1 protein-coding gene is annotated in these 396 nt (G+C 74.0%); it reads left to right on the top strand.

The window, feature by feature from the left end:
- Window positions 1-260: type II secretion system F family protein (locus LPA54_RS41265; protein ID WP_228985515.1), on the top strand; the 260-nt coding region annotated here is incomplete at its 5' end.
- Window positions 261-396 lie beyond the last annotated feature (136 nt).

The raw sequence follows: 396 nt of genomic DNA, 5'->3' as shown, positions 1-396 counted from the left end.
ACTCCGAGCAGGTCGCCATGTTCGTCACCGCCCTCCAGCAGGGCGAGGAGCTGGGCGCGCCGATCGTGGACACGCTGGTGGCGCTCGCCAAGGACATGCGCCGCACGGACGCGCAGAACGCCCGCCGCAAGGCGGCCCGCGCGGTCCCCAAGGCCACCTTGATGATCACCACCTTCATGGTCCCGGCCACGATGATCCTCCTCGGAGCCGGCCTGATCCTCGGCTCCGGCACCGACTTCGGCTCGCTCACGGGCGAGTGACGGGAGACGGAGTGCAATGACGACGACTCGGACACGAAGGGGACGGGCGTGGCGGCGGCGCCGCGGCCCGGCTCTTCGACGGCGGGCGGGCGCGGGGCCGGTCGCGCCGGTCGCCGTGCGCGCGCGGACGCCGCAG

This window comes from Streptomyces sp. DH12 (assembly GCF_020873895.1).
In the GTDB taxonomy this organism is placed as follows: Bacteria; Actinomycetota; Actinomycetes; order Streptomycetales; family Streptomycetaceae; genus Streptomyces.
Note: the sequence above shows the minus strand (reverse complement) of the source record. Positions and strands in the feature narration are given on the sequence as shown.